Annotated in this window: 1 protein-coding gene; it reads right to left on the bottom strand. The window is 47.3% G+C overall.

Annotated elements, in window-relative coordinates:
• Window positions 1–14: 14 nt before the first annotated feature.
• The coding region (locus tag GPL15_RS19850; protein WP_215700409.1) for a transposase at window positions 15–480 on the bottom strand (466 nt) is incomplete at its 5' end.

The following is a 480-nucleotide window of genomic DNA, read 5'->3' on the forward strand; positions in this document are numbered from 1 at the left end:
CTCTCCATGGCAGCTTATCTTCTTTTTTTCTTCATTCTGCAGGATTCAGGCAGTTCCATGGACCATGGCAGATAGGGATCTAACATGGATGGGGCATTCTGATACCGGTATTCCAGTCCCGGCATCTGTTCCAATAAATATTTTAAATACTGGAATACATCCAGATGGTTTAGTTTGGCTGTCTCTACCAGGGAGTACACGATTCCGCTGGCTTTCGCTCCTTCCGGGCTGTCTGCGAACAGCCACGATTTGCGGCCCGTCGCAAATGGACGGATACACGATTCACATTCATTGTTTGAAAGCGGCAGTCTTCCGTCTTCCATAAACGTATTTAAATATTTTTTCTGGTTGCGGCTGTACTGCAGGGCTCTTTTTAAGGATTCATTTGTGGTGTACTTCTGGCTGGTTTCTTCCACCCACGTCCAAAAGTCCTCAAGCAACGGCTGGATCAGCTTTTTCCGCTTCTCCAGACGCTCTTGC

Source organism: Clostridium sp. MCC353 (assembly GCF_018785315.1).
Lineage (GTDB): Bacteria > Bacillota > Clostridia > Lachnospirales > Lachnospiraceae > CHH4-2.